The 24,132-nt window shown below is 56.4% G+C and carries 23 protein-coding genes and 1 pseudogene; 8 read left to right on the plus strand and 16 right to left on the minus strand.

What is annotated here, in order from left to right; all coding sequences use genetic code 11:
• Positions 1–17: 17 nt before the first annotated feature.
• The 3 genes from soxX to soxC are packed head-to-tail and all read right to left on the minus strand — an operon-like array spanning position 18 to position 2,415.
• Positions 18–371: a sulfur oxidation c-type cytochrome SoxX gene (gene soxX, locus QQF73_RS10000; RefSeq protein WP_219865617.1), complete on the minus strand. Its 354-nt coding sequence runs from the start codon at positions 369–371 to the stop codon at positions 18–20.
• Positions 372–419: 48 nt separating this feature from the next.
• Positions 420–1,097, minus strand: coding sequence for a c-type cytochrome (locus QQF73_RS10005; RefSeq protein WP_285368109.1), 678 nt, complete (start codon positions 1,095–1,097; stop codon positions 420–422).
• A complete protein-coding gene (gene soxC / locus QQF73_RS10010) occupies positions 1,084–2,415 on the minus strand; it encodes a sulfite dehydrogenase (protein ID WP_285368110.1) in 1,332 nt (443 codons plus the stop codon). The genes QQF73_RS10005 and soxC overlap by 14 nt, the downstream gene beginning before the upstream one ends.
• A gap of 426 nt (positions 2,416–2,841) precedes the next feature.
• Here soxC and QQF73_RS10015 point away from each other — a divergent pair, with 426 nt between their 5' ends.
• The 4 genes from QQF73_RS10015 (at position 2,842) to QQF73_RS10030 (ending at position 7,020) form a co-directional block, all read left to right on the plus strand.
• Positions 2,842–3,669 (plus strand): MBL fold metallo-hydrolase, encoded by an 828-nt coding sequence (locus QQF73_RS10015; protein ID WP_219865614.1) that lies wholly within the window; start codon positions 2,842–2,844, stop codon positions 3,667–3,669.
• 87 nt (positions 3,670–3,756) lie between these two features.
• Complete coding sequence (locus tag QQF73_RS10020) at positions 3,757–5,244, plus strand: flavin-containing monooxygenase (protein WP_219865613.1); 1,488 nt, start codon at positions 3,757–3,759, stop codon at positions 5,242–5,244.
• A 90-nt stretch (positions 5,245–5,334) separates the two neighbouring features.
• Complete coding sequence (locus tag QQF73_RS10025; protein WP_219865612.1) at positions 5,335–6,012, plus strand: FadR/GntR family transcriptional regulator; 678 nt, start codon at positions 5,335–5,337, stop codon at positions 6,010–6,012.
• Between the two features lie 3 nt (positions 6,013–6,015).
• The gene (locus tag QQF73_RS10030) at positions 6,016–7,020 is read left to right on the plus strand and encodes a bile acid:sodium symporter family protein (protein WP_219865611.1); all 1,005 of its coding nucleotides are present in this window, start codon (positions 6,016–6,018) and stop codon (positions 7,018–7,020) included.
• A 2-nt stretch (positions 7,021–7,022) separates the two neighbouring features.
• Here QQF73_RS10030 and QQF73_RS10035 read toward each other — a convergent pair whose 3' ends face one another.
• Positions 7,023–7,688, minus strand: coding sequence for a J domain-containing protein (locus QQF73_RS10035; protein ID WP_219865610.1), 666 nt, complete (start codon positions 7,686–7,688; stop codon positions 7,023–7,025).
• A 297-nt stretch (positions 7,689–7,985) separates the two neighbouring features.
• Here QQF73_RS10035 and QQF73_RS10040 point away from each other — a divergent pair, with 297 nt between their 5' ends.
• The 3 genes from QQF73_RS10040 to QQF73_RS10050 all read left to right on the plus strand — a co-directional run bounded on the left by QQF73_RS10040 (position 7,986) and on the right by QQF73_RS10050 (position 12,914).
• The gene (locus QQF73_RS10040) at positions 7,986–9,965 is read left to right on the plus strand and encodes a TonB-dependent receptor plug domain-containing protein (RefSeq protein ID WP_285368111.1); all 1,980 of its coding nucleotides are present in this window, start codon (positions 7,986–7,988) and stop codon (positions 9,963–9,965) included.
• Between the two features lie 71 nt (positions 9,966–10,036).
• Complete coding sequence (locus tag QQF73_RS10045) at positions 10,037–10,978, plus strand: ABC transporter substrate-binding protein (RefSeq protein WP_228743167.1); 942 nt, start codon at positions 10,037–10,039, stop codon at positions 10,976–10,978.
• The gene (locus tag QQF73_RS10050) at positions 10,971–12,914 is read left to right on the plus strand and encodes an ATP-binding protein (RefSeq protein WP_285368112.1); all 1,944 of its coding nucleotides are present in this window, start codon (positions 10,971–10,973) and stop codon (positions 12,912–12,914) included. Before QQF73_RS10045 ends, QQF73_RS10050 begins: the two co-directional genes overlap by 8 nt.
• A 116-nt stretch (positions 12,915–13,030) precedes the next feature.
• On the opposite strand, the gene QQF73_RS10055 is transcribed toward QQF73_RS10050, so the two are convergent.
• Entirely contained in the window at positions 13,031–13,501 is a 471-nt protein-coding gene (locus QQF73_RS10055) for a hypothetical protein (RefSeq protein WP_285368113.1), read from the minus strand.
• A gap of 252 nt (positions 13,502–13,753) precedes the next feature.
• Positions 13,754–15,469: a protein adenylyltransferase SelO gene (locus tag QQF73_RS10060; RefSeq protein ID WP_285368114.1), complete on the minus strand. Its 1,716-nt coding sequence runs from the start codon at positions 15,467–15,469 to the stop codon at positions 13,754–13,756.
• Positions 15,470–15,645: 176 nt separating this feature from the next.
• Here QQF73_RS10060 and QQF73_RS10065 point away from each other — a divergent pair.
• A pseudogene (locus QQF73_RS10065) lies at positions 15,646–15,726 on the plus strand (hydrolase); the annotation flags it as partial.
• 43 nt (positions 15,727–15,769) lie between these two features.
• On the opposite strand, the gene gorA reads toward QQF73_RS10065, so the two are convergent.
• From gorA to gspF, 10 genes are all read right to left on the minus strand, one after another.
• On the minus strand, positions 15,770–17,131 hold the full coding sequence (gorA, locus tag QQF73_RS10070) for a glutathione-disulfide reductase (protein ID WP_219865605.1): 1,362 nt from the start codon (positions 17,129–17,131) through the stop codon (positions 15,770–15,772).
• Between the two features lie 25 nt (positions 17,132–17,156).
• Positions 17,157–17,828 (minus strand): GNAT family N-acetyltransferase, encoded by a 672-nt coding sequence (locus QQF73_RS10075; RefSeq protein WP_219865604.1) that lies wholly within the window; start codon positions 17,826–17,828, stop codon positions 17,157–17,159.
• A 56-nt stretch (positions 17,829–17,884) separates the two neighbouring features.
• Complete coding sequence (gspM, locus tag QQF73_RS10080) at positions 17,885–18,412, minus strand: type II secretion system protein GspM (RefSeq protein WP_219865603.1); 528 nt, start codon at positions 18,410–18,412, stop codon at positions 17,885–17,887.
• Positions 18,413–18,415: 3 nt separating this feature from the next.
• Positions 18,416–19,720 (minus strand): type II secretion system protein GspL, encoded by a 1,305-nt coding sequence (gene gspL, locus QQF73_RS10085; RefSeq protein WP_219865602.1) that lies wholly within the window; start codon positions 19,718–19,720, stop codon positions 18,416–18,418.
• Between the two features lie 2 nt (positions 19,721–19,722).
• On the minus strand, positions 19,723–20,739 hold the full coding sequence (gene gspK, locus QQF73_RS10090) for a type II secretion system minor pseudopilin GspK (RefSeq protein ID WP_285368115.1): 1,017 nt from the start codon (positions 20,737–20,739) through the stop codon (positions 19,723–19,725).
• A 2-nt stretch (positions 20,740–20,741) separates the two neighbouring features.
• Positions 20,742–21,491 (minus strand): type II secretion system minor pseudopilin GspJ, encoded by a 750-nt coding sequence (gene gspJ / locus QQF73_RS10095; RefSeq protein WP_219865601.1) that lies wholly within the window; start codon positions 21,489–21,491, stop codon positions 20,742–20,744.
• Entirely contained in the window at positions 21,491–21,865 is a 375-nt protein-coding gene (gene gspI / locus QQF73_RS10100) for a type II secretion system minor pseudopilin GspI (RefSeq protein ID WP_219865600.1), read from the minus strand. The genes gspJ and gspI overlap by 1 nt, the downstream gene beginning before the upstream one ends.
• Positions 21,862–22,398 carry a type II secretion system minor pseudopilin GspH gene (gene gspH / locus QQF73_RS10105; protein ID WP_425607956.1) on the minus strand — a complete coding sequence of 179 codons (537 nt, stop codon included), beginning with the start codon at positions 22,396–22,398 and terminating at the stop codon, positions 21,862–21,864. The genes gspI and gspH overlap by 4 nt, the downstream gene beginning before the upstream one ends.
• Positions 22,399–22,851, minus strand: a complete 453-nt coding sequence (gspG, locus tag QQF73_RS10110; protein ID WP_285368116.1) for a type II secretion system major pseudopilin GspG — start codon at positions 22,849–22,851, stop codon at positions 22,399–22,401.
• 67 nt (positions 22,852–22,918) lie between these two features.
• Positions 22,919–24,130, minus strand: a complete 1,212-nt coding sequence (gene gspF / locus QQF73_RS10115) for a type II secretion system inner membrane protein GspF (protein ID WP_219865597.1) — start codon at positions 24,128–24,130, stop codon at positions 22,919–22,921.
• Between the last annotated feature and the right edge of the window lie 2 nt (positions 24,131–24,132).

Here is a 24,132-nt window from a genome sequence, read left to right on the forward strand (position 1 = left end):
GGCAACTCCTCCTCGCTTTAAAGCGTGTACAAATAATCGATAACCCGGTTGATCTCGTCTTTGCTCATAATCATGTGCTTCCCGAAGGGAGGCATGACGGTTACCGGATTGAACTTGGTTTCGTCCCAGATCCGCTTGAACAGCATCTCGCGGTCCGGGTAACGGGTTTTCATATCCACCAACTCAGGCCCGATGGTTCCGGTCAGTTTGCCGTCATCCATCTTGTGGCAGGCCAGACAGTTGCCATCCTTGCGACTGAACGCGAGTTCCTTTCCCCGGTCGATATCAGCCTGGGAGGGCTCTGCAACCACATGTGGCGCAGCGCCCAGCGCGAGTGTGGTGAAACTCATCGCTATTATTGTTTTTCTCATCTCTGTTCCTCCTCCGCACGTTTAGGGGCGCCTGGCCCCGGCAGCCTTCTATTCCGTGAGCCCCTCGTCCAGTGGCCCGGTCGTGCTTGGTGTCAGATTTTTGTCCGCTGCCGAATCACTGACAGTTACCTCATCCTTGCAGTCCTCCATACACCGGACGTTAGTGACCTCCGGTCGGGGGTCTTCCCAGATAAAGCCGTCCTCGTTAGGCATCTTGACTTGCGGAAGTGTGTCCTTGTTGGCAACGAAGTCCCCATCGACGATGTAGTTAAGATTCAGCACATAAGCCGTCAGTGCATACACCTGATCATCGGTCAGGGACTGTGGTGCAAAAAATGGCATCGCCCGATGAATGTAATCCCATAGTGTGCTTGCGTAGGGCCAGTAGCTGCCGATCGTTTTCTCCGGACGGTCCTCGGTGAGACTGCCTTCGCCACCAGAGAGTTTTGGGTAACGACCCATGCCCTCGCCGAACGCACCGTGACAGGAAGAGCAGTAGGTTTCATAGATGCCCATACCTTCCTCGACGCTGCCACTCCCTTCTGGAAGCCCTTTACCATCGGGCCGGATATCGATGTCCCACGCCTGGATCTGTTCTTCCGTGGCGGGCGAGCCGTATCCGTAATGCCCGGCAGACTCGGCCAGTGCGAAAGCCGGGAGCACCGCGAACATCAGGCCCGAACAGAGACCAGAGATGGATCGTGATGATTTATCAAAGCTGAACATTGGTCACACTCCCGTCTCCCGAAATCTGCCAGGTCTGAATGGCGTTTTTGTGGTAGATAGAATTGGTGCCACGGACGGCCTTGAGCTGCCCCAGCGTCGGCTGCACATATCCGGTCTCATCAATCACCCTGGATTGCAGCAACGCCGGACTTCCGTCCCAGTTCCACTCCAGTGAGAACCGGGTGAGCGATTTGGACATCACCGGCTCCCGCAACTGAGCCTGCTGCCAGTTGCGCCCGCCATCCACCGAGACATCGACCGCCTTGACCTTGCCCCGGCCACTCCAGGCAAGCCCCTCAATCTGGCAAACACCTTTACCCCGGATCGGCATTTCAGGACATGGCGAGGTAATGACAGATTTGGCCTCCATCACCCAGGTGAAGCCATGAGCCGTGCCGTCCGGCATCAGATCGGTGTATTTGGACGTCTCTTCCCGCTGCATCCAGGGCTTGTCACCGACCTCCAGTCGACGCAGCCACTTCACGTGGGTATTACCTTCCCAGCCAGGGACCACGAGACGGATTGGATAACCCTGCTCGCGGCGAAGCGCCTCCCCGTTCTGGGCGAAGGCAACAATGACGTCGTCCAGCGCCTTCTCCATCGGAATGCTGCGGGTCATCGCCGCGCCATCAGCCCCTTCCGCTAAAAGCCACTTGCCTTCGGGCTTCATTCCGACCTCCTGCAACAAGGTCGAAAGGCGGACACCGGTCCACTCCGCACAACTGACCATGCCATGCAGGAACTGAAGAGAGTTGAGCTGCGCGCCTCGCCATTCCATGCCTCCGTTGGCCGGACACTCGATGAAGTTTATCTGGGAGACGCTGGGAAACCGCTGGAGGTCCTCCATGGACAGAACGATTGGCCGCTCTACCAGGCCATGGATCATCAAACGGTGCTGCTGGGGATCAATTTCAGGACGACCTGCATGATGACGTTCGAAAAACAGGCCGTTCGGAGTAATGATGCCCTTGAGATGCTGTAGGGGCGAAAAACTGATGGAAGATACTTTGTCTGCTGTCAGCCAGGGCACATTCCTGCGAATCACGTCCTTTTCAAAGGGTGACGGAACGCCGTAAGGGTCACTGACCACGCCAGCGCCGAGTGAGCGGGTCCAGGATGGAATCTCAGGTGGATACTGAGTCTGCGCCGCCCCAAGTCTGGGAGAGAGCCCGCCCAGTGCGCCTCCTACCATGGCGCCACCAGCAGTGAACAACCCGCTTCGGAGAAAACGTCTGCGCTCATTGGACGGTAAACGTTCAGACTCTTTCAGGGCAATTTCGGATACAGCCTGATTAAGTCGGCGGAGCTTGCCGAGCATATTTTTACCTCCTTCGATGCCCTGTTCGGGCCGGTCGGCCGGCAATCAGTTTGGTGACTGAAGGTCGGACTTGTTGTTTTCGTTATAAGGATATAACTTATTTATAAACCGGAAAGCGGCTGGATACAAGCCCCTTTTTATCGAGTTTTTTTATTTATTCGTTCAGGCGGCCAACCTGGCAAGCAGCGGAATTTGCCGCTAATACCTTTAAAACAGGACCGCGGCAAAACTTCCTGGGGGTAACCGAAAATGCGTTTCCACGCTAGTAACACCAAGGTTTTTAGACTCCTGCTCTCCTTGTCCATATTCCTTTTTCCGTCTCTTGGGATTGGGAAATCCGCTAAACCCTTTGCCGAAATATCGATTCCGTTCGGCCCGGAAAAATTAAAGGCAGAAAATATTTACTATTTTCAGGGGCTTTCGGGAGTGCCCTCCAGCACCAACGAAGGGTTCACTGCCAATGCGGGCTTCGTCATCACAGGTGACGGGGTTGTAGTCTTTGATGCCCTCGGAACACCCAGTCTCGGGGCGGCCATGATCGAAGAAATCCGCAAACTCACCGACCTCCCAATAACTCATGTGGTCCTGAGCCATTATCATGCCGATCACATCTATGGGCTTCAGGCATTCAAGGAGCTAACGGATGCCCAGGTGATTTCGCAGGCCCAGTCCAGTCGGTATATCTCGAGCGCAGAGGCGCAGCAGCGCCTGGACCAGCGTAAACGCGCCCTTTCACCCTGGCTCGATGAAAGCACCTCTCTGGTTCCCCCCGACAAAACCTTTGAAGATCAGTTTGGCTTCGAGTCAGAGGGCTACCGGTTCACAATAGTCCACGCGGGACCCGCGCACTCACCCGACGACAGCATGATGATGGTGCAGCCTGCCGGGGTGCTTTTTTCAGGCGATATTGTCCAGAGCGGCAGGATTCCCTTCCTGAACAGTGACCAGGTGGATACCGGTCAATGGATGGCAGCCATTGACAAGGTGCGGGCAATGCAACCTTCCATTCTTGTACCGGGGCATGGCGAGGCATCTGACAATGCCATGGAAGCGCTGAACTTTACCTACAATTACCTGGCATTCGTGCGCAATGAAATGAAAAAAGCCGTTGAAAACTGGGTGCCCTTCGAAGAGGCCTATCAGCAAACTGACTGGTCCCGATACGAAAATCTTCCCGCCTTCGAAGCCTCGAACAAGGCCAACGCGTACCGAGTGTATCTGGATATGGAAAAGGCGGCTTTGGGAGAAGAATAGGGAGCCCTGTCCCAAAAAGGCATCCAAAGTCGCGGCTTTGGTCCGTATACTTTCCAGAACAAAACAATAATGAAACGGATCATCACCATGCCTGACAAGACAACGTCGACATTCCCATCCATTCTGATCGTCGGTGCCGGCTTTGGCGGCCTGGGGATGGCCATTACCCTCCAGAACGCAGGATTCACGAACTTCATGGTGCTCGAAAAGGGAAGCTCCATCGGGGGTACCTGGCGGGACAATACCTACCCGGGCGCAGCCTGCGATGTTCAGTCCCACTTCTATTCCTATTCGTTTGAACCCAAGCACGACTGGTCACGCAAGTTCGGACTCCAGCATGAAATTCTCGGCTACATGGAGCACTGCGTTCGAAAATACGGATTAACGGATCGTCTTCGATTTGACAGTGAAGTCCGGGAAGCCAGATTCGACGAGACCTGCAACGAATGGATCGTCACCCTGACCGATGGCGAGGTACTGACAGTCAATGTATTGATCACGGCGACAGGTCAATTGAACCAGCCGGCCTGGCCAAAGATTCCAGGCATGAACTTGTTTGCTGGCAAAATTTTTCACTCCGCCCGCTGGGACCATGACTACGACCTCAATCACAAACGCGTCGCGGTTATCGGCACGGGCGCCAGCGCTATCCAGTTTGTCCCGGAAATCGCCAGGCAGGTGAAATCGCTCAATCTGTTTCAGCGTTCGGCCGCCTGGGTGCTTCCCAAACCCGATCGCGCTTTCAAGCGCTGGGAGCAGACGCTTTTCCGGGTGTTCCCGATCTGGGACCGAATCTATCGCTACCTGATTTACTGGAAGAACGAGAGCCGCGCCCTCGCCTTCACCAAGTTCAACGGGTTACTGGAACTCTTCGCACGGGAGGCGCGAAAAGACGCCAGAAAGCACGTCACCGATCCGGAAAAGCTCAGGCACATCATCCCGGACTATCAAATCGGGTGTAAACGCATCCTGATTTCCAATGACTGGTACCCCGTCATCAACCGGCCCAACGTGAGTCTGATCACTGACGACATTGAACGGATTGATGAGGACGGCGTCGTTACCAGCGATGGCACCCATTACCCCGTCGATGCCATCATCTGCGGGACCGGTTTCAAGGCCTCGGAGTTCCTGTCTCCCATGGTAATCACGGGACGCGCCGGACTTACTCTCAATGAGGCATGGAAAACCGGCGCGTCCGCGTTCAAGGGCATCACCGTGAGCGGCTTCCCCAATCTGTTCATGCTCTACGGCCCCAACACCAACCTGGCTCATAACTCGATTATCTTCATGCTGGAATCCCAGTTTCGTTACGTGCTTGACGCGCTCAGGGCCTTGGAGAAGTACCCGGGGTCGGCCATGGATGTCCGTCAGGATCGCCAGGAACGATTTTCTGCCGTCGTCCAGAGCGGCCTGAGGGGAAGCGTCTGGGATTCCGGCTGCACCTCCTGGTACCTCGATGCCAATGGCAAAAACACCGTGAACTGGCCGGGATTTACCTTCACTTACCGATTCGCCACCCGACACGTCGATACCGCGGACTACCAGTTCATCTACCCCTCGAAACCCGCCTGAGCGAATGGATCCGGCTGTCCTTTGACGGCTGTTGCAGTTTACGCACATTCATAGGATGATTGGTTGATATGCTTGCAGGATGTTAGGCCAATGCTCCAAAAAATTCGCAGAGGCTCACTGGTCGAGACGGCCATCGAAAGCCTCCGTCAGACGATCCAGTCGGGCCAGTGGCCGGTGGGCAGCAAACTTCCGGTCGAAGCCGACCTGTCGGAGGCCCTCGGGGTCAGCAGGAATACGGTGCGCGAAGCGGTACGCGTATTGGTCCATGTCGGTATGCTGGAAACTCGACAGGGGGACGGCACCTATGTGCGTGCAACCCGGGACGCCGGCGAAACACTTCGACGGATCGGCAGGACCCAACTGGCGGATCAGCTGGAAGTGAGAATCATGCTGGAAACGGAAGCGGCTACCCTGGCTGCGTCCCGCCGGACCGAGCAGGACCTGAAGATTATGACCAGCGCCCTCGACGCCCGGTCGAAAGCCGGGGATGATCTCGTAGAACGGATCAGGCACGACGAAGCCTTTCACCACGGTCTGGTTGCCGCCTCCCACAACTCTGCGCTCACCGAGCTGTATGACTATTTCTCCCACGCCATCAGCCAGACGATTGAGCGTACGGAAACCGACGCCGATTTGCCTGAACCGTCGCAGGAGGACCACGAACTGTTGCTCGCTGCGATTCGCCGTGGCGATCAGGCAAAAGCCGAACAGCTGGCCCGTGCCCTGCTCCGGCCCAGCCTTCAGGCCCTGCAAAAACAGGTGTCCTGAAACATGAAGTTCCGAATTGATACATTCACACTGCTTCTGCTTGGCGCCATTGTTCTGGCGTCTGTGTTGCCCGTCACCGGTAATACGGCCGACGTTTTTGCGTCAGTGGGTACGATTGCCGTTGCCCTGCTCTTTTTCTTCCATGGTGCGGCTCTGTCCCGGGAACAGATCATCGCCGGGGCGACACACTGGCGGCTGCACATCATGATCACTGCGCTCACGTTCGTCTTTTTTCCCCTGGCGGTACTGCCCATCAACGGCCTCAGCGAAATCGCCCCCTCGTGGATGCCGGAAGATCTGGGGCTGGGTTTTCTGTACCTTGGCGTGCTGCCTTCGGCGGTATCCTCTTCCATCGCCTACACGGCCATGGCGAGGGGAAATGTGCCAGCCGCTATCTGCAGCGCCGCTGCATCGAACGTGTTTGGCATGATGCTGACACCGTTTCTGCTGCTGTTACTGGTCAGTACGTCCGGCGGCGGGAATTTTTCGGTCGCAGAAGCCCTTCAAGACATCGTACTGCAACTGTTGCTGCCGTTTGCGGTGGGACATGCACTGCGTCCCTGGCTGGGCGGTTTTCTTGGACGTAACGAAAACCTGATGGCGCGATACGATAAATGTGTGATCTGGCTGATCGTTTATTCGGCGTTTTCGCATTCCGTGGAAAGTGGGCTTTGGCAAAACCTGCCGGCAAAAGCCATCGTGTTTGCGGTGGTGCTGTGCTTTGGCCTGCTGGCACTGTTCATGGTGATGGCACGGCTGCTGGTTCGCAGGTTCGGGTTCAGTCTCGAGGATGAAGCTGCCGTGGTGTTCTGCGGCTCGAAAAAAAGCCTCGCATCAGGCCTGCCAATGGCAAAGGTCTTGTTCTCCGGCCACCCGGGGTTCGGAATGATCGTTTTGCCGATCATGTGTTATAACCAGATCCAGGTGATCGTGGGAGCCATTCTGGCCCAGCGTTACCGCGCCAAAATCGACGCATCAGCCGCGGCCAGGGAGGCATCCGGGACCTAGGCTCAGCCTCCACCTCCCATGCCGCTGAACAGGCTGGCCAGAATCGCCAATCCAACGATCCAGCCAATAACCGCCGGCCAGAAGTTGACGAACTGCGGCGGCTGGTCCGCTTCCCCCTCGGCTGGCTCCGTCTCGCTGTGCGGGCGTTCCTCTGTCTTTTCGGGCACGTCCTGAAGGCTGAACCATTCAAACCAGCCCCCGAGAAAATGGGCAACTGCAACAGACAGACTTCCATTTTCAGCCAGAGGGCGAACCTGCGGTTCCAGCTTTCTGGCAATCTCGCGGCGGATGGGAAGCTTGTCAGCCGGCGGCTCGCACAATATCGCCTTCCAGATGCCCACATCCTGACTGCGGGATGAATCGTTCATCAGAGCCTTGATCTGGATGACGACCTCGCGCACCACCTGGGCCTCGGTGCCATCCAGGGGGCGATCGGCTTGCCCGGTTTCTTCCTGCTCTTGGGACTGAACGGCTTGCTGATGGGCCTGTGCGGGCGGTTCGTCCCGGTTATCAACAAACTCAGGGCTGCCCCCTGTTGCCTCCCGAAAGGCCTGGCTTAGCTTCCTGGCTTCGTCATCCGACGCAAACTTCAACTGTTGCTCATATGCCTGTTTTATCCGCTGACGATCGCCAGTCGGTTCAATTCCAAGGATTTCCCAGCAATTCATATAGCTGTAACTCCCAGCTCTGAGATTCATTACATTTTTGAGAGACAAATAGTGTGTAGTTCCCTACGATAGAACCTACACAACAATAGCGTTTCACTTTCCAGATCGGCAGATTATAGAATGTCACCCATCAGCAATTCGACAAAATTGGCATTCCGGACAACTCCCGTCCATCGCTTCGCCACGTTAGGCTGTGCTCTCACCGCCATTCTTGCAACAGCTCCCCAGGCTTGGGGCCAAAGCCCGGAATCAGAGATCTATCCAGAATTTCTCAGTGTTTCCGGGCAGCAGTCAGAGTTGCCCGAGGTTCTTAGCACCACTCGGCTGCGACAATCCAAACTGAAAGTGCCAGGCACCACGACCATTATTACCGGCGACATGATCCGCGATCTTGGCATCATGAGCCTAGTCGAGGTATTCCGGTTGGTTCCCGGCATGGTCGTTGGCGAACGCGGCAGCAACAATCAGGTAACCTCCTACCATGGTACATCGCAGTACGAACAGCGCAGGCTCCAGGTTCAGATTGATGGCCGAACTGCCTACCGGGTTAGTCTTTCCGATGTCGAGTGGATTGCCATGCCCGTTGCCCTCGACAACATAGAGCGGATCGAGGTTAGCCGGGGTCCCAATGCCGCCGCTTACGGGATCAATGCCTTTCTTGGCAGCATCAACATTATTACCCGCTCCCCGCAAGACACGGCAGGCATCGAAGCATACGGCTCTGCCGGCTCCAGGGGTCACCTCCGCACCTTTACATCCGTTGGCGACGCCGGTCAGGACGGAAGCTGGAGACTGTCATACGAAAAGCGCAAGTCCAACGGCTTCGACGCCCAGGTTGAAAATGGCGAACGCCGCCCCTTCCACGATGGTTACGATGTCAATAATTTCAACTTCGACAGCATCGTGACATTAGATAGCCGGCATTCCGTGGATTTCAGGGCCGGTGTTCTGGATGGAACCAATGAAGAAGACCTGTTCAAATCCGGCAAACTGGGGGCGACCACAGACCCTGATATTGTGATGGACGATTACTACCTGCAGGCAAGGTTTAACGGCGCCACATCGGATAACCACTTCTACCACTTCCAGACCAGCTACCAGAATCAGGACCGGAGGCAACGCTGGAGTGTGGCAATTCCAGCCGAGGAGTTTGTGACCCTGTTGCCACCGGATGTCACCTTCCCGACTGATCAGGGCCCCTTCATTGCCGACCTGAACGAGGACGCCGAAGAATCGCGACTGGAGTTCGAGTTGCAGGACACTGTGATACTGAGCCCCGAGTTCAAACTGGTGTCCGGCCTTGGATACCGCAAGGATACCTACCGGTCTGAAACCTTTTTCAACGGTGAAGGAAACAACTACCAGACCCGAGTCTTCGCCAATGCCGAATATTCGCCCCTGACCTGGCTGACATTCAACGCAGGTGGCAACTGGGAAAAAACCACAACGACCGACCAAGGTTATTTCTCTCCCAGGGTGGCGTCCAATTTCATCATCAACAGCAACCACGCCATCCGGTTTGTTTTCTCGCGCGCGGTCCGGACACCGGACGCATTTGAGCAGAACCCGGACTGGTCCTATCGCCCCAGAAATGTGCAGCCACCGTTTTCAGCACTTGAGGGCGCGCGTTTCCTCGTAGCAGACCTGGTGGATCAGGAGACTTCCACATTCGGCGAAACCCTTGAGGAGGAGTGGATTACCTCCCGGGAGATCAGCTATTTCGGACAGTTCCACTTGGATAACGCCTTGATGAGCGTTGAAGTTCGGTACTTCAACGACTATCTTCGAGATATGATCAGCGGCGTGATCAACGAAGAAGACTGGTACATTGATAACAACGTCGCCCTGGATCAGGAAGGTGTTGAATTGGAAGCATCACTTGAATTTTCCGGAACGATGCTGCGGGCAACCTACGCCTACCTTGACCAGGAGGGTCGATATACCGGTGATCCTGACAAGCTTCCCCCTAACACGCAACAACGAGCGGTGGACCTGCTGGGCCGACTCTCTGCCGGCCATTCAGGGAGTGCGGCCTGGATCCAGGACCTTCCCCTGGGATTGACCTCCTCTGCGGCTTTCTATATTGCTCAGGAGGTTCGGGATACGCGTTTCAAGCGGGCCGATTTCAGACTCGCCCGGCGAGTGGATCACTCGAATTTCAGCTACGTGCTGGCGTTGACCCTCCAGCATTACATCGACATGGAGCCCTGGATCAGCCCTGACAATATTATTGAGGACGCCAACCAGTATTTCGTTGAGGCCGGAATTAGATTCTGAACACTGACCAAGGATAGGACGTGACCCGGGACGGTATGACACGAGACCTCTGTTTCAGATGGCGGACCCTGATGCTGTCAGTCAGTCGTATTTGCCTTAAGCGGGTCCTCTGGGTTGTTGCCGGCCTGGTTTTACTGGCAACCGGTAACGCTCAGGAATCTCCCAACCAAACAGTCTACCTCGCCGGATCCGGGAATACCGCACTGGACCAACACGTTCAGGGATTGCTCCAAGAGAGGCTCGGCAACAACGTCACCATGCTGCCGATTGCCGACGAACAGATTCCGATGGTCGAGAATACACCAGTGGTCTCCATTGGGCCTTCAGCATTCTCCCGGGTACGCCAGGCCAATCGGTCGGCCCCGGTCCTCGCCATGCTGGTGGAGAAATCCTTCATCAAAGGCTTTGCAGAGATCGCGCCAGGCCAGATTTCAGGTGTCTTCTACGATGTTCCACTGCTGCGTCAGGCCCTGACGGGCAAGGCCATTCTGCCCCACGCCAATACGATTGCCATTCTGGCGACCACCAATTCTGTCGAACTGTACGAGCCGCTCATTGATCAACTCCCCGCCCACGAAATGAGTGCCCGGGTGTTTGTGGTCGATAGTAATGAGGATCTGATTCCCTCGCTGGTCAGAGCCCTCGGATACGGTGATTTCCTGCTTGCGGCACCGGATGACGCGATCTACAACCCGAGAACCATCAAACATATTCTGTTGACGGCATACCGACGCAATAAAATTGTCATCGGCCCGAGTCAGGCTTATGTCAAAGCCGGTGCCCTCGCCTCAAGCTATGCGCCCTTTCCCGCAATGGCTGATCGGGGCGCGGAGTTCCTGAACCAGTTCTTCGCGACCGGGAAATTTCCCGAGCCTGCCTATTCACCGGTATTCCGGGTTGAGGTTAATTACCAGGTAGCGCGCTCGTTGAACATTCCGGTTCCGGAGCGGGAGTACATCAATCAGTCCGTGCAAGATGAGTTAACCGGGAATGGAGGGCCAGCGGGTGAATAAACCAGAAAAAACCCAAGCCTCTCTGTCACGGAAACTGCTGCTGTTAGGGGCCATCCCCGCCATTGTCATGTTCATTGTCCTGATGAGCTTCTTCACGTCTGCACGGCTCGAGGATGCGCGCCAGGAACTGTCCGAAAGCAGCCAGATGCTCGCGGATAGTCTTGCGCCCGTTCTGGAATACGCCGTGGTTTCCGGGAATACCGTGGCGCTGGAGCAAGTGCTTTCCCAGTCACTCCGGCGCAGCAAAGCAGACTGGATACGTGTGACGGACGTGATGGGAGAGCAAATAGGCTTTGTCGCCACCGGCGCGACCAGCAACCCTGTGCAATCCGGCCAGTACGACATCTACGAGACGGAAATCCTTCAACAACCCCTGCAGCTCAATGGGGGGCGGGATAGCGAGTGGTTCACGCCAGAATACGGGTTTGACTCCGGAGCCCTCAGGGTCGGCACGGTTCAGGTAGGCGTCAGCACAGAACTGCTCGACAACCGACAACAGGATATCCTCTGGACGTCACTGGCCGTCGGAATTGCTCTGCTGTTATTTACCATTTTGCTGATCCATCACTATCTGAACACGATCCTTTCGCCCATCCGGGACCTCTCAGGCCGGGTAGCAAAACTCATCGACCGGAACTATACCGAAGAGCCACTGAGTGGCCACCGAAGCTCCCGTGAAGTGGTGGAAATAGAGGAACAGCTTAACGAACTCGCCACTCATCTATCAGGATTGCAGGCGGCCCGGGAGCAGACGCTGCTGGCATCGGAAAGTGCCCGTCAGAAAGCCGAATCGGCGAATCAGTCAAAGTCGGAATTTCTGGCCACCATGAGTCACGAGTTACGAACCCCCCTTAACGGGGTGCTGGGCATGATCGACCTGGTACAGGAGGAGTCTCTGAGCCATCGCCAGCGGGATTACCTGAATACCGCCCGCCAGTCCACCGAGGACCTCCTGACCGTCATCAGCGACATCCTGGACTACTCCCGAATCGACAACGGTTCCCTGGAACTGGATAGCCAGGAATTCGACCTGCGAAAACTGATCTCGAACTGCACGGCGACATATCGACATGTCGCCGAGGAACGGGGGCTCGCACTCAACCTCAGTTTCTTCGGCGACTGGCCGGACAACCCGAATGTGATTGGTGATGCACCGAGACTCCGACAAATCCTCGCTGGTCTGATCGACAACGCCATCAAATTTACCGGCGACGGTTTCATCAATATTCAGGCTGGCTGTTTTGCCCTCGAAGACGGCTGCATCATTCTCAATTGTACGGTCAATGACTCGGGCTCAGGCATTCCTGTGGAGCGCCTGCCCGACATCTTCAATTCGTTCGAGCAGCTAGACAGCGGAGACGGTCGGCTCTATGGCGGCACCGGCCTTGGACTGTCGCTGGTCCAGAGACTGGTGGAATTGATGGGTGGCCATATTCAGGTGGAAACCGACCTTGGCAAAGGCTCCTCGTTCCGATTCGAGCTCCCGTTTGAGCTCGCCAACGACCCCGGCACGACAACCCCACCTGAGACGGCGGCCCGCAACCGCGGAACCGGCCTCGCGCACGCACTGGTGGTCGAGGACAATCTTGTAAACCAGCGCGTGGCGAATGCCCTGCTCACTCGGCTGGGGTTCAAGACCGACTCGGCAAATAACGGCAGGGAAGCGCTCGAAATGGTCCAGTCGAATCATGCTGGTTACGACGTGATCCTCATGGACTGCCAGATGCCCATCATGGATGGGTACGAAGCCACCCGGCACATTCGCGAGTGGGAACAGGGAAATGGCCAGACCGGTACACCTATCATTGCGTTGACCGCCGACGTTCTGCCCGGCACTGAACACAGTTGCCTGGAGTGCGGCATGAATGACTATCTGGCCAAACCCGTTCGAAAAGAGAACCTGCAGGAAGTTCTGAAGCGCTGGGTTCAACTCTGACGTGGCGCCGGGCGAATGCCGATGACTAAAATCAGGCTGAGAAAATAGTCACGGTCGGGCGATGCCGCGACCCATCGGTGAGCGGGTGCTCGAAAGCCCCGCCCCTCCCAAACCAACTATTTGGTCGTGATGCTTCCCTGCGCTCGGCTGGTCCAGGCGCGCCCATCGCCGCGACGGGATGTAATGGTCGACGTTCCACTGCCGGTAGCGCCTTCATATTCGCCAGTACCGCCCATCACTGTCCAGGTCGCTGGCTGCTCTTCTTCACCAAGCAAATAGGAAAGATACAGCATGTCGCCATTGTCCGAGATACTCGTGCAATAGCCGGCACCTCCGGCTCGTCCAGAGCCATCGACGCCTTGGTGTCCAGTGCACCATTGGCTAGATACGTCGCCGTCTGCCTGAACCACGGTTGCATGGTTCCTGATGACCGTTCTACCTTTTGTCCCGTTAGGCATCTCCACAGCTAGCCCCGGGGCAGTTTGTACCCAATAGAGAGTGCTGTCGACCTTCTCGGTATCTGCCAGGGCAGTGAACGCTACGCAGATTGCAAAAGCGCCAATGGCGCCGGTATATATCTTTTCCATGATTGCGACCCCTAATCAGTTGTTATGACTTTTTGCGGGACTTCCCGCGCAGGGATTGGTATTTCCTGCATTGGCGCACAGGTCTCAGCAATCTTCAGCTGAAGAAGGGCCGCGCTAGCACACTCCATTGATACGCGTGTCCACGTAGTTAGTTAACGATTGCACATAGTTTCGGGAATGCAAGCCGGAAATCCGAAATCGGCAGACGACGCTAAAATGCCTCTTTTTAGCAGTGTCCACAGTAGGTGCCGATCACGACGAACAACTGTAGTGCGATGACCCACCGACCCCAAAGAGTTCCGACGGCTTCAGCCTGTAATATTTCTCTTCCACGTCTTTCGACTGCTCGGCATATGGCTGGGTCATGACTTCCTGCAACTCTCGCAGCAAAGAATAGTCCCCAGCCATCGCCTGCTGATACGCCGGCACAACAAGCCACTCCCTCAGACTGTATTTTGGATTGACGAACTTCATCTGGCGGGACAGCTCCTCACGAGAGCGAGGTTCAGTGAGCGACTTCCATTTTGTGAGCCATTCTGACCAGCGCCTATCCATCTCCTCGGGAGCTGCGTCATACGTCGAGCGCCTGTAGAAGCTGTTTTTAAGTGGGCCAATGTCATCGGGCACCCCCGAGAGCTCACGAAAGAAAATGGTGTAATCGACAGGCGTTTTAGCCATCAAGGATCCGAGCTCGCTCAACAAGTCCCCGTCAAAAGTGGGAAGTCCGAGTTTGGAAGCCCACATTTTCTCCAGTTGCGCCCGCATCACTTTTGGAAAATCACGTTGTATCTCGTCAAGTTGTTGCAGGTGGTCCAGATCCTCGGTCAGCAATGGCTTTAGCGCCGAACAAAACATCTGGAAGTTGCGCTCGGCTGCCACGGGCTGATTCAGGAATGAGAAGTGCTGTCCGCCACCCGTCCACGGCTGGTAGTGCGGATCAAAAACGTCACAGAATCCGAATGGACCGTAGTCGAGTGTGAAGCCGCCGGCCGCACAGTTGTCACTGTTAAAGTTACCTTGGCAGTAGCCGACGCGGATCCAGTCTGCCACAAGCGCGGTGAGCCGGCTCAGAAACTCGCGTGCAAGACACACCACTTTTTCGGCGGTGGCCAGCGTCTGGTCGATAACGTCACCGTACTCACGATCAATCAGGTGCAAGACGATCTTCTCGAGCTCCTCCATGGCTTGCGGATGTTCATTCTTGCGGGCACGCCGACTGAATAGCTCGATTTGGCCCACCCGAATGAATGACGGTGCAACACGCGTCGAGACAGCAACTGGCTCCGAGACAAGCACGTCTGGATTCGTCGAGCGTGAGCCTTCGGAGTACCACGGCCGCCTGACCTTCTCTGTTTTTGAAACGTACAAACTGAGCGACCGTGACGTTGGCACTCCAAGCGCGTGCATATGCTCCTGTGCCAGGAACTCACGCACACTCGACCGCAGGACTGCCCGGCCGTCCGCGCCGCGGCAGTATGGTGTCCGGCCGCCACCTTTTAGCTGCATTTCCCAGCGCTGGCCATTGATGACGGCCTCAAGCACTGAAATTGCGCGACCGTCGCCGTATCCGTTGCCGGTTTGAAACGGGCACTGTTGGGTATATTCGGTGCCAAAGATGGAAAGTGCATAGCCGCACGCCCACCCAACCGTGCGCATTGGCTCTGGAACGTGCGATAGGTCGCCGGAGAACACGCGCATAAAGTCGTTCGACCGCGCCATGCTGTCGGCGAAGCCCAGTTCATGAAACAAGGTTTGGCCGTGCGCAACGTACTCGGGGTTTTCGATTGGTGTGGGTTTGACCGGAACGTAGTGGCCCGAGAAGACTTGTCGCGGTGCATGGTCGGCTCCGTTTGCTTTCCCTTCAGGGTCACAGTTGAGAGTGTCCACGAGCGAGTAGTCTGCAAACTTGGCGAGATCGTCGAGAGTCGAGACCATAGTGGGTGTTTCCCGGGACGGTCGTTTTAGCATAGGGACTCCTCGTGGCCAAATGTGGTGGGCATTCTTCAAAACTCCACTACCGATTCCTGAGCACTGCTAACTATTGCGATAACTCGCAGGAAAGGCGCGGAACAGAAAGACGATACCGTTCGGGGTGGCCCGACCAGGTCGGACGCCTACTGTAGTAGGAGAAGTTGCCTGGCTGGGACCACATGTCCCAGCCAGGCGCCCAACTGATGACCTGGTTTGGCGCCGGCAATGAGCTGCACCGTGACTGGCGGAACGACGAATTAAGAACTTCGTGTGGTCGTCTACCGGGCCAGTACCGCGTCAGACCACCGGTTCTCTCATGGTGACGAATTCTTCCGCAGAGGTCGGATGGATACCGAGCGTGGCATCGAATTGCGCCTTGGTGGCACCGGCCTTGATTGCGACCGCCAGCCCCTGGGTAATTTCTCCGGCATCCGGCCCCACCATGTGGGCACCCAGCACCTTGTCATTCGACTCATCGACCACCAGCTTCATCAGGCATCGTTCATCGCGGCCGCTCAGGGTGTGTTTCATTGGGCGAAACTCCGACCGGAAAATCTTCAGACGGTAACCGGCTTCTCTGGCTTCATCCTCGGTCAAACCTACGGTCCCGATATTGGGCTGGCAGAACACCGCCGTCGGAATAGCCGAGTAGTCCATTTCACCCTCTCCGTCACCGAACAGTCGGCGCGAGAGAACCATACCCTGAGCGAGGGCCACAGGCGTGAGCTGAGGAGTTCCGATGACATCGCCAAGTGCGGTGATGGACGGGACCGTTGTCTGAAAGTGCTTATCCACCCGAACATGACCTGAATCCGCCAGTTCGACCCCGACGTTTTCCAGCCCAAGCCCCTCTACCAGAGCCTTTCGGCCAGTTGCCGCCATGACCAGTCCGGTTTCCAGAGTTTCGCCATTATTGAGATCCACCCGGTAATGCGCACCTTCAGGCTTGACCGATTCGATTGTGACTCCAAACCTGAGATTGACGCCTTTTTTACGCATCTCCTGCTCGGTGAAGTGACGGATATCGGTATCAAAGCCCCGGAGAAACAGGTCGCCGCGGTACAGCAGGGTTGTTTCAACACCAAGACCGGCAAGAATGCCTGCAAACTCAACCGCAATGTAGCCCCCGCCCCAGACGACTGCCTGCTTCGGAAGCTGTGGGAGGTAGAACATCTCATTGGAGGTCAGAATGCATTCTTTGCCCGGAACGTCCGGCACAACCGGCCAGCTTCCGGTAGCTACGGTAATGTGCTTGGCGCTGTACGACTGTTCACCAACCACGACGGTGTTGGCGTCCCTGAACGTGGCAGTGCCCTCAATGATCGTAACGCCGGCATTTTCCAGCAGTCGGCCATAAATCCCGTTCAGGCGTTCGATTTCTGCATTTTTATTCGCCACCAGTGTGGGCCAGTCGAACGTCACATCCCCAACCGGAACGTTCCATCCGTATCCTCCCGCGTCTTCCAACTCTTCATGGACATGGGCGCCGTAAACGAACAGTTTTTTCGGAACACAGCCTACGTTGACACAGGTGCCCCCCAGATAACGGGATTCAATCACTGCAACCCGGGCTCCACGCTGGGCCGACATCCTGGCGAGACGGACCCCACCGGAGCCGGCACCAATTACAATAAGATCAAAATCCTGGCTATCAGACACTGTGTCTCCTGTTACTCGTTAGAAACTAACTCTGGCCTGTCGCGGCCGCTTTGCTTTCGGGATGTACTTCCCTGAACAGAACGTGATCTTCGAAATCTCCGAGTCTGATCTTCCCCAGGCTGTGGAATCCCTCGGACTCATAGAACGGCAGGTAACGGCTGTTACCGGTATCCAGAACCAGACCGCTACCTCTCGGATTCTCGGAGCAGAGTTTCTCCACCGTCTTCAGGAGAAGGCGTCCGTAGCCACGATTCTGGTATTTGGGGTTGACCCCCATCAGCGGCAGCTGGTGGGCGAGAGGCTGGGGCAACATGTTCCGTATCTTTTCGTGGTAATCCAGATACCGGCGTGTCGATGCAAATCCGGTGGTCAGTACCATGCGAATGCGCCAACTGAACTGGTCGGCCAGATTCATACGTAACTCCGGATCCCCAATGAAGGCCACCGCCACCAGCGTATCGTCGACCATCACGCCAATCGCTTCCTGCTCGAACCCAAAATAAAGATCAATCAGCTCGCGGATGGTGGCACGGATACGCTGATCGTAACCCGCGCGGCGATGATCGAACAGATACTGGAACGTTGGCTCATTCCTGTACGCATGGTACAGGATCGATCGCGCCTCATTGGTCGCGGTTTCATCCAGGCGAACAATGACCGGCTCTGACTTATTTTTGTTTTCGCTGCCGTTACTCATCCTTACCCTCTCCTGCTGTGGTCCGGAGAATCAGCCCCGGAAACTGTGGAACGGAATCAGATTGTAAGTGTCAGGCGCACAGAAACGCGGCCCGGCTCATCGGCGCGGTCCATCGCCGCCTGATCAACAATGACGCCATGGCCGGAATTGAGTCTCTCCAACCAGGCAGCCACCTCTGCAAAGGGCGCATCCTCTATCCAGACACGGATAGCGTTCTCACCGCTGGGCTCGAAGCGCTGTAACGACAGCCCCGCTTCGCGGGCCGAACCGGTTACCAGCGCCATCAGCGCCCGACCATCTGCTACGTCGGCAGTGCCCTGGCCGGTCTGCCCGCCCGGAGTTCCCAGCCGTTTGATGGTGGTTTCATTCGCTTGCATCCAGGCGAGCAGCTCAGCCGCACTCTGCCGTTCGGCAACCGCAGCGTCATGAAAATCGGAGGCTGGCTGCCAGATCGCGAAGTAAAGCAGGCCCACAAAAACGGCGACCGCCAGCACTGTCAGCGCCTGCTGGTCCCGCCTCGGTAACTGGTCGTACTGCGCTATCAGTTTGCCGACAGCCGGCTGATCCTTGATTCTCTGGAACATCCGTTAACCTCCGGAAACGGTCAGGCGCCCACGGGCGCCACTGGCTTCATTCACAACCGATCCGATCTGGGCTTCCAACCCCTGATTGGTCAGCCCATTGCGCAGGGTACTCAGTCGGTCATAGCTGTCGGCCCTGACATCAACAACCAATTCACCGCGGGATCGGCTGAAGTTCACGGAGTTGAAGCTTACGGACTGTGAACCGGGGAGCTCGGAATATTCCTGCCCGGTGTACTTCATCAAGGTGATGAAATCCAGATCCGGCCCTTCCGCCCCTGCAACTCGCAACTGACCTTCTATTACTCGACGCACATTGCTGGCATTGGTACGAGTATCCCCGGGAAAGGCCTCGCGGTATATGACCATGGCCTGTTCCTGCAACTCGCTCGCCTTGTTGTCATAATAAAAACCGGTTCCGACTTGCAGTGCAACCTGGAGTCCAAACCAGACGGCGGCAACAGCAATTAGCGGTTTCCAGGGTTTAAGCGGACTGGTTTTGTTGACCCGGGTGGAAAATTTTCCCTGGCAGAGATTGATCGGATAAGAGAGATGATGGTGGTGGGCATGCGCCAGGAGTTCCAGGGGCATGAGTTCCAGAATTTCCCGATGTACTGCGAGGCGGCCCGGCGACTTTAACTCTCCAACCACCGACTGCTGATACTCGAACTCTTCCTCGGTGCCATAGAGTGTCACCGGAACTTCCGCAACCACTTCCTCTGACGGCGGTACCGCCAGGGTATGGGCGAACATCCCGAGATTGGCGGACTGCATGCTCAGCCACTCCCCACGGTCACTGACCATCAGGGCCGTCTCGCCGTCCAGACACACAGACCAGCCCCCTTCGGTCAGTGGTAACAGTGCCGCGTCCGGATATATGGCATCAAGGCGAACATGCTCCCAGCCGGAAAATAGCGCAACCCATTGCGCCATCCTCTCGTCGTCTATCGCCGCGACCCGGTACCCTTCGTCGGCATGACGGCCGAGGGCCAGATGCACCGTGTCGATATCCTGGGCAATCTGCTCTTCCACAGCGTAAGGAAGCGCCTGATTGATAAACCGGCTCTGCTTGGCCGGTATATCCGCAATGCAGAACAACGCCTCATCTCCCGGGATCAAACCGATCAGCAGCACATTATCGAGCGCATTCTGGCCCAGGGTCTGCTCGATCTCGACCTGAGTATCGCCGGTTCCACGTGCCTGGGTATCCCCGCTGGCATCATGCAACACCCAGTTAAAGGACTGTGCCTCGGGATTCACTTCGGGGTCCGCAAGCGGAGGCACCGGCCGCACATAAAGGCGAAAAGACATGGTTATCCTTCTGAGATAGTGAAAGGCTCTTTGGTAATTCTGTTCTTCTGTCCGGTATCCCTTCGAACCGTCCGGACTTCCCCTTCCGGGTTGCGGAAAACCGTAGCGACCATGTTCACAACACGGCTATCGTAGGTAATCCGTGATACAACTTCAAAAAAACGGGTTTGCAGGCTCAGGCCGGTCGACTTCAGTCCCAGTCCGGCAAATTCTGGCAGCGCCAGAAAATCCTGCAGATCCTCGAACCGTTCTTCCTTCCTTTTTTCAAGAATAGCCGCCGCCTGGGCATCCGTCAGTTCCTCATGGAGGGACCTCAGCACCTCAGCAGTGGCGGTGTTCACATTGATCCCCACACCGGACACCGGGAGCGCCGCAACATGTGGGCGCAGTTTCTGGTAGGTTTCCGGCCCCACACCTTCGACCAAACGCAACTCACTGACACTCACGAACGGCTGATTCCCCGCCCGATATGCTTGTTCCGCTGACAGGTATTGTCCGTCCTCAGCGCCGTAAGCGCTAACGGTCTGATCGTTCTCGTCGATCCAGTCAATCAACGCGTCCACACTGACTTCAGAGATCTCCAGAGCCGCCAGAAGACGGGAAAATCGTTCTTTCGCGAGCGTATTCACCTGGCCATTGGGAGCCACCAGATCATTGAGGTTGAAGCGTCCGCCGAGGTCATCAATCTGCACCTCTGCCACGCCGTTCTCGTCCAGAGGCAGGATGGCGGCGTTCATGGCCCAGAACTCATCGAGGCTATCGACCATTTCATTCGCTTCCTTGTCCTCCTCGTAATCCCGGACCAGAATCCGGCGAGCAAAGGCCTCGGCGCCCAGCGCAATACTGGTCCCCTGCTGCTGGGCCAGATAATGCCCCGCCTTGAAGACCCGAACGCTTTGCTGCTGTGTCATGCCAGCCGCCAACATTACGACCAGCGCCATCGCGAGCAACACCATGATCAGTGCTACGCCACGCTGCCCTGTACGACCAAAACGAGCGCTTAAATTGCCACTTGTCACCTTCAGCCCCCCTGCCCCTGGGCACCGGGATCGGTGTTATCCTCCGGAACTTCCTCTTCTTCGGTTTCACTGGCGGCTTCGGCAGCCTGATTGACGACACTCTGCGCCTCATTCGCATCAAAGTCCGGCAATACGAAAGTTCGCACCAAAACCCCAAACCGCTCATGCTCCAGGGTTACTTCGATGCCCATCGGTAATGGCGTTTCAGGACGACTACCAGGATTGATTCCCGCCATCATCTCGTTAGTTGGCCACTCTGGCTGCCAACTCCGCTCGTCATTGAGAAACCGGACTTCAAAGTCCAGTACGTCCTCAAGCAGCAACACATCCCGGCTATTATCTTCCTGTCCCTGATCCACCGTGGGCCAGTAACGCCGACGCAGTTCGTCACCGGTAAACTCCCATGCCGCTCGCTGAAGGCCACTTCGGCGGGTACCGAGAGGGTTACGCCAGCCCTGACGTGTCAGTATCAGCGCAAAATCCTCTTCGCGGCTTGTGAGCGCGGGCTTGTAGTCGCCATAAATATCGCGAGCGGATCGATTCACAATCTGGGTGATATCCCGTTCGAGAAGCAGCATGGCGCGCTGCAAACCATCAAAATCTTCTGCCAGTTCGTTAACCCGATCCCGTGAGGTGACGACGCCGCTGATTACCTGCCAGACACCAAGGCCAATGACGGCCGTGATGGTGACGGCGATGAGAACTTCCATCAGCGTAAAGCCCTGCTGGGAGCGCGGAGTCAAAGCAGCCATCAGTTCTGCCCCAAAAAAGCGGACAGGGTATGGACCGGAGCCGGATCGGATCTCTCATTGCGATAACGCGCCACGGTCACCTCCACGCGCCTCATCGTCGGCTCTTCTGTAGCCAGGACCCGGGTGGTTACTTGCCAGCGGAAGGGGCCGTAATCCGTGTCTCGGGAATTTTCGGAAATACCGGGCAGGTTCTCCTCCAGACGGAGTTCATTGATGCGGTTATCTGCAAGCCAGCCCGCCAGGGTTTTATCCCGGATTCGCTCATAGCTGGAAATGTATTGACTGCCCACCTCGGCCGCAGCAGTCGCAATCAGACCAAAAACCAGCAAGGCCACCAGAACCTCTATCAGGGTAAAGCCTTTCTGATGCCTCACAGCTCGGCCTCTTCGTCGCCCGGCTGTCGCCATTCAATGGGAGAGAAACCATCCGAAGCCAGCACGTGCACGTAGTCGTTGTTTTTGCCGATGGTGAACTCAATCTCAAACGGTGTTGTTTCGCCGCTGGAGAAGAACACGACATCCGGACGCAGTTCATCCTCGGCGGATGCCAGCCTGGGCGCGTCCCCCTCGACGAATTCCGTTACCACAAGCCAGTCCGGAAGGCTCCTCTCACGGAAAAGGCGTTCCCCGGAGGCTTTCCAGTCACCGGTCTCGTCCTGAAAGGCGACAAACTGATAACTATCGGGTTCCAGGAGCAGGCCAAGCTCCAGGTTATTGACAACCGCCTGCTCCGATGCCGTTTGCATCAGCAGATAGAGATCGCGAACCTCGTTCTTGAGTTCCCGCTGCTGGGAGCTGCCGCCCATTGTAAATACGGCAAGGGCGGCCAGCAGTCCGACGATAATCAGGACAACCAGTATTTCGAGCAGTGTGAAACCGGCCTGCTGCGTCCTGGAGTGCACAATGATTTAATCCTTTGTGTTCCAAGCGCTGATGTCCGCCGCATCACCTTCTCCGCCTTCCTGGCCGTCGGAACCGTAGGAGTAGAGGTCGTAGGGCCCTTCGGTACCCGGACTGACGTACTGATACTCAGTGCCCCAAGGGTCTTCGGGTACGCTCTTCAGATACCCATCCGGGTTCCAGTTTTTCGGTTCCGGGCTCCCGCTGGGCTTGGTTACGAGGGCTTCCAGACCTTGCTGGGTCGACGGGTATTGGCTGTTATCGAGGCGATAGAGGTCCAGCGCATTGGCAATATTGCTGAGCTGGGTCTCTGCGACCGTCACTTTCGCCTGGTCACTTCGGCCCATGATATTGGGAGCAACAATTGCCACCAGAAGGCCAAGTATCACCATGACCACCATGATCTCAATCAGGGTGAAGCCGCGATTTTGGGTACGCATTTTCAGGTTTGGAATCGTCATAGTCTCACTCGTCATTGGCGTGAAATCCCTTTTTTAACGTTATCAGGTCATCGAATACCTGGTGTTGTTAGCCCACCAGGTTACTCATATTCAGAATTGGCAGCATAATGGCCAGAACGATAATCAGCACCACCACACCCATGATCAACAACATCATCGGCTCAAACAGTCCAACAATCGCCGCAATCTTGGACTGCAGGGTGTTCTCCTGCATGCGGGCGGTCCGTTCCAGCATACTGTCCAGTTCACCGCTGGCCTCACCACTGGCAATCATGTGCAGCATCATCGGCGGGAAATATCCGGTCTGATCCAGAGAACGGTGCAAGGATCCCCCTTCACTGACCTTTCGTGCGGCTACTCTCAACTCACTCCGAAGGAAGTCGTTTGAAAGCACCTCGCCCGCAATCCGCATGGCTTCGACCAATGGGACACCGCTGGTCGTCAGGATACTGAGGGTGCTGGCATAACGGGCTGTACTCACCCCCCTTACCATTCCGGAAACCAGAGGCAAGTGCAGAAGGCGCTTATGAAACCGCATCCGGAAACCCGGTTTGCTCAGGGCGACGCGAAATGCCACCACTGCGATGATCAATAAAATAAGAAGGTAGACACCGTAATCCGCAAGAAATTCCGAGACCGTTAACATCGCCGTGGTCAACGCGGGCAGCTCCTGCCCCTGTTTGACGAACACTTCAATGATATCCGGAACCACATAAGTGAGCAGAAACACGACGATGGCAATCGCGACCACACTGAGAATGATCGGGTAGATGGCCGCCAACTGAATTTTCTGGCGCGCTTCCTGCCGGCTTTCGGTGTAATCCGCCAACCTGTTAAGAACCAGGTCAAGGTGACCCGCGTGCTCGCCGGCCGACACGGTGGACCGGTACAGGCGGGGAAACGCTCTCGGGAATTCCCCGAGGCTGTCCGCCAGGGTATACCCTTCCATGACCTTTGCCCGGATCGCGATCAGCATACTGCGGATTCTGGGCTTCGAGGACTGTTGGGCCGCGGCCGACAGTGCCTGTTCCACAGGAATGCCTGACTGTATCAGGGTCGACAGTTGCCGGGTAACCAACGCAAGATCCGGGGCTGAAAGTGATCCGCGACCGCCGAGGGGATTGGAGCGTAACTGTTTTTCGGTGGAAGGTTCCACAGCCAGGGGGGTCAAACCCTTCTCCCGTAGCTGCTGGCGAACAGCACGCGCTGCGTCTGCCTCCATCACGCCCTGCTTCTGCTTACCTCGGGCGTCCAGTGCTTTATAGTCAAATGCAGGCATGT

The sequence above is a fragment of the Marinobacter albus genome (assembly GCF_030238305.1).
GTDB lineage: Bacteria > Pseudomonadota > Gammaproteobacteria > Pseudomonadales > Oleiphilaceae > Marinobacter > Marinobacter albus.

Excerpts from the sequence above, each read along its gene's own strand:
- soxX (WP_219865617.1), bottom strand. The coding sequence starts at position 371 with ATGAGAAAAACAATAATAGCGATGAGTTTCACCACACTCGCGCTGGGC.
- QQF73_RS10005 (WP_285368109.1), bottom strand. The coding sequence starts at position 1,097 with ATGTTCAGCTTTGATAAATCATCACGATCCATCTCTGGTCTCTGTTCG.
- soxC (WP_285368110.1), bottom strand. The coding sequence starts at position 2,415 with ATGCTCGGCAAGCTCCGCCGACTTAATCAGGCTGTATCCGAAATTGCC.
- QQF73_RS10020 (WP_219865613.1), top strand. The coding sequence starts at position 3,757 with ATGCCTGACAAGACAACGTCGACATTCCCATCCATTCTGATCGTCGGT.
- QQF73_RS10025 (WP_219865612.1), top strand. The coding sequence starts at position 5,335 with ATGCTCCAAAAAATTCGCAGAGGCTCACTGGTCGAGACGGCCATCGAA.
- QQF73_RS10030 (WP_219865611.1), top strand. The coding sequence starts at position 6,016 with ATGAAGTTCCGAATTGATACATTCACACTGCTTCTGCTTGGCGCCATT.
- QQF73_RS10035 (WP_219865610.1), bottom strand. The coding sequence starts at position 7,688 with ATGAATTGCTGGGAAATCCTTGGAATTGAACCGACTGGCGATCGTCAG.
- QQF73_RS10045 (WP_228743167.1), top strand. The coding sequence starts at position 10,037 with ATGCTGTCAGTCAGTCGTATTTGCCTTAAGCGGGTCCTCTGGGTTGTT.
- QQF73_RS10055 (WP_285368113.1), bottom strand. The coding sequence starts at position 13,501 with ATGGAAAAGATATATACCGGCGCCATTGGCGCTTTTGCAATCTGCGTA.
- QQF73_RS10060 (WP_285368114.1), bottom strand. The coding sequence starts at position 15,469 with ATGCTAAAACGACCGTCCCGGGAAACACCCACTATGGTCTCGACTCTC.
- QQF73_RS10075 (WP_219865604.1), bottom strand. The coding sequence starts at position 17,828 with ATGAGTAACGGCAGCGAAAACAAAAATAAGTCAGAGCCGGTCATTGTT.
- gspM (WP_219865603.1), bottom strand. The coding sequence starts at position 18,412 with ATGTTCCAGAGAATCAAGGATCAGCCGGCTGTCGGCAAACTGATAGCG.
- gspL (WP_219865602.1), bottom strand. The coding sequence starts at position 19,720 with ATGTCTTTTCGCCTTTATGTGCGGCCGGTGCCTCCGCTTGCGGACCCC.
- gspJ (WP_219865601.1), bottom strand. The coding sequence starts at position 21,491 with ATGGCTGCTTTGACTCCGCGCTCCCAGCAGGGCTTTACGCTGATGGAA.
- gspG (WP_285368116.1), bottom strand. The coding sequence starts at position 22,851 with ATGACGATTCCAAACCTGAAAATGCGTACCCAAAATCGCGGCTTCACC.
- gspF (WP_219865597.1), bottom strand. The coding sequence starts at position 24,130 with ATGCCTGCATTTGACTATAAAGCACTGGACGCCCGAGGTAAGCAGAAG.